At 60.6% G+C, this 2,650-nt stretch carries 3 protein-coding genes; all 3 read left to right on the top strand.

The window, feature by feature from the left end:
• Positions 1 to 81 precede the first annotated feature (81 nt).
• From BLU17_RS31980 to tnpC, 3 genes are read left to right on the top strand one after another with little or no spacing between them, the layout of a single operon-like run.
• Positions 82 to 636: a transposase gene (locus tag BLU17_RS31980; protein ID WP_092006730.1), complete on the top strand. Its 555-nt coding sequence runs from the start codon at positions 82 to 84 to the stop codon at positions 634 to 636.
• Positions 612 to 965, top strand: a complete 354-nt coding sequence (tnpB, locus tag BLU17_RS31975) for an IS66 family insertion sequence element accessory protein TnpB (protein ID WP_092006727.1) — start codon at positions 612 to 614, stop codon at positions 963 to 965. The genes BLU17_RS31980 and tnpB overlap by 25 nt, the downstream gene beginning before the upstream one ends.
• Positions 966 to 995: 30 nt before the next feature.
• Positions 996 to 2,576, top strand: coding sequence for an IS66 family transposase (gene tnpC, locus BLU17_RS31970; protein ID WP_092006724.1), 1,581 nt, complete (start codon positions 996 to 998; stop codon positions 2,574 to 2,576).
• The last annotated feature ends 74 nt before the right edge of the window (positions 2,577 to 2,650 follow it).

Here is a 2,650-nt window from a genome sequence, read left to right as displayed (position 1 = left end):
GTAAGCGGTCCATCTTTAACGTCTAGTCCTGATCGACAGGAGCGAGGAGCATAGGGGTCCACCAATTCGAGGTGGACACCTATGCCTGACAAAGACTCAGAGTTAAGAGTAGTTCGACAGAGCCGTGATGGCCGGCGCCGCTACGACGAGAAAGGTAAGCGTGCTCTGGTCGAAGCAGCACTGCAACCCGGCGTTTCCGTCGCCCGCATGGCGCAGGAGCGCGGGATCAATGCCAATCTGCTGCGCAAATGGATCACGAAATACCTTCTGGACCGGGAGAAAGGCATTTCGCCAGCACCGCAGCAGGAGGTTGTCGCTGATCATCACGAGGCGGCGCCTGCGACAGAAGTGATCGACGGCGTGGCCATTGACCTTCCTGGTTCACACAAGGTTGCGTCGCCCGCGAGAACGTCATCTGCATTTATCCCCGTCGTTTCGGCACCGCCGGCGTTGCTCCCCGAAGGCAGCGCGTCGCCGAGAACGCCTATACCCTCATCGTCGTCAATGACGCTTGCGCTGCACGTACGTCTGTCGAACGGCGTCGAGTTCGACATTGCGGACGCGACCATCGACGAACTGGCCACCGTGGTCCAGATGCTTGGGAGAATGCCGTGTTCCGGTTCGACGCGAATCTGAAGGTGTATCTGCACCGCGATGCCGTCGACTTCCGGTACGGCATGAACAGTCTGTCGATTCTCGTCGAGCAGTCGATGCGCCTGAACCCCATGGATTCTTCGCTTTACGTGTTTGGAAACCGTCGCCGCGACCGAATCAAGATCCTGGGCTGGGATGGCAGCGGCTTCTGGCTCCTGACGAAACGTCTTGAGAACGATAGATTCATATGGCCCGACCGGAAGACCGAGGTCGTGACGATGACGCCTGATCTGTTACATGCGCTGCTCGACGGCGATGACATCAGCACAATCCAGAGACATCCGAAGCGCGAGTATCTGCGCGTGAGCTGAACGTGTCATCGGCGTGCCGGTCTAACCCGCATGCCGGGCCAGGTCACGATCACCGCCGACGAACTGAAAGAGCTGCTCGCTGAGCGCGATGCCGCCCGTGCGTTGCGCGAGGAACAGGAGGCGCTGCGCGGCGCCTTGCGGCTCGTGACAGCGGAACGTGATCTCGCCGAGGAACGGCTGCGTGCTTACCGTCGTGAACTGTTCGGCGCGAAAAGCGAAGCACGGGATTCCGATCAGCCCGGGCTGTTCAACGAAGCCGAAGCACTCGGCGCGAACAGCACGCCCGCCCAGGAAGACGCTGCGGAAACGACGGTTGCCGCGCACACCCGCAAGCGGCGGGGTCACCGCAAACCGCTCGATCCCAACCTGCCACGCGAGGTCGTGCGCCACGAACTGCCTGAAGCCGAACGCTTCTGTATCAACGACGGTCACGCGCTCGTCGAGATTGGCGTTGAGATCAGCGAGCAGCTTGACGTGATCCCGGAGCAGCTTCGCGTGCTCCAGCACCAGCGCGTCAAATATGCGTGTCCGTGCTGCGATCTCGGCATCAAGGTCACGCCAGCGCCGCCGCGTATCATCCCGCGTGGGCTGCTGAGTGAATCGGCGCTCGCGTGGATCGCCACCGGCAAGTATCAGTTCGGGATGCCACTGTACCGTCAGGCCGGACTGCTACGTCGTTTCGGCGGCGACATCTCATCCAACACGATCGCCGCGAGCATGGTACGCGTCGGTCTGGCGACTCAGCCGGTGATCAACCTGATGCGCGATGCGCTGCTCGATGCAGATCTGATCTACTCCGACGAGACTACCTTCCAGGTCTTGAAGGAGAAGGGACGCAAGCCTCAAACGAAGAGCTACCTCTGGTCGCAGATGACGGATTCGGGAAATTCGATCCGCTGCTTCACGTACACGCCAGGGCGCGGCGCGCAGCTTGCCGACAAATTGTTCGCGGGCATCCGAAAGGGTGCGGTCCTGATGACTGACGGATATGAGCCCTATAACGGTATCGCCGAACGATACCAGCTCGTGCATCTTGGATGCTGGGTGCATTGCCGACGCTACTTCGTCAAGGCGGAAGAAAATGTGCCCAAAGCTGCGCGTTCGCCCGATCTGTTGGCCACACGCTTCATCAAGCTGATCGGACGTTTGTTCGTCGCCGAGGCGCGCGGCGCGAAATGGGGCGCCCACCGACGACAGAGATTGCGACGGCGCTACAGTGCACGAGTGCTCGACGCCATCCGCAATCTGATGCTCGAGCAATCTCCCGGTGTCGTGCCCAACAGTCTGCTCGGAAAGGCGCTAACCTACCTGCGCGAACAGTGGCCGAAGTTGATCCTCTATGTTGAGAACGGCAACTGGCCCATATCGAACAACGACTGTGAGAATTCGATCCGCCCGTTTGTGATCGGGCGCCGCGGCTGGCTGTTCTCTGACACCGTCGAGGGCGCAGCTGCGAGCGCCAATCTTTACTCTCTGGTCGAAACCTGCAAAGCCTGCCGAATCGATCCGTACCGCTACCTCCGCTGGCTGTTCAAGCGCCTCCCTCTGGCGAACAGCATCGAGGACTACGACGCGCTTCTGCCCTGGAAAATGCCTGTTACCCTGCGCTGAGCACACGCACGCCTCTCAGTGAATCATGGCGCTCGACCCGTCGCTCAGAGCGACGTCGACAATGGATCGCTTAC

Source organism: Paraburkholderia lycopersici (assembly GCF_900096975.1).
GTDB classification, from domain to species: Bacteria; Pseudomonadota; Gammaproteobacteria; order Burkholderiales; family Burkholderiaceae; genus Paraburkholderia; species Paraburkholderia lycopersici.
The sequence above is the reverse complement of the archived record's forward strand: the minus strand, read 5'-3'. Positions and strand labels throughout refer to the sequence as shown.

Excerpts from the sequence above, each read along its gene's own strand:
- BLU17_RS31980 (WP_092006730.1), top strand. The coding sequence starts at position 82 with ATGCCTGACAAAGACTCAGAGTTAAGAGTAGTTCGACAGAGCCGTGAT.
- tnpC (WP_092006724.1), top strand. The coding sequence starts at position 996 with ATGCCGGGCCAGGTCACGATCACCGCCGACGAACTGAAAGAGCTGCTC.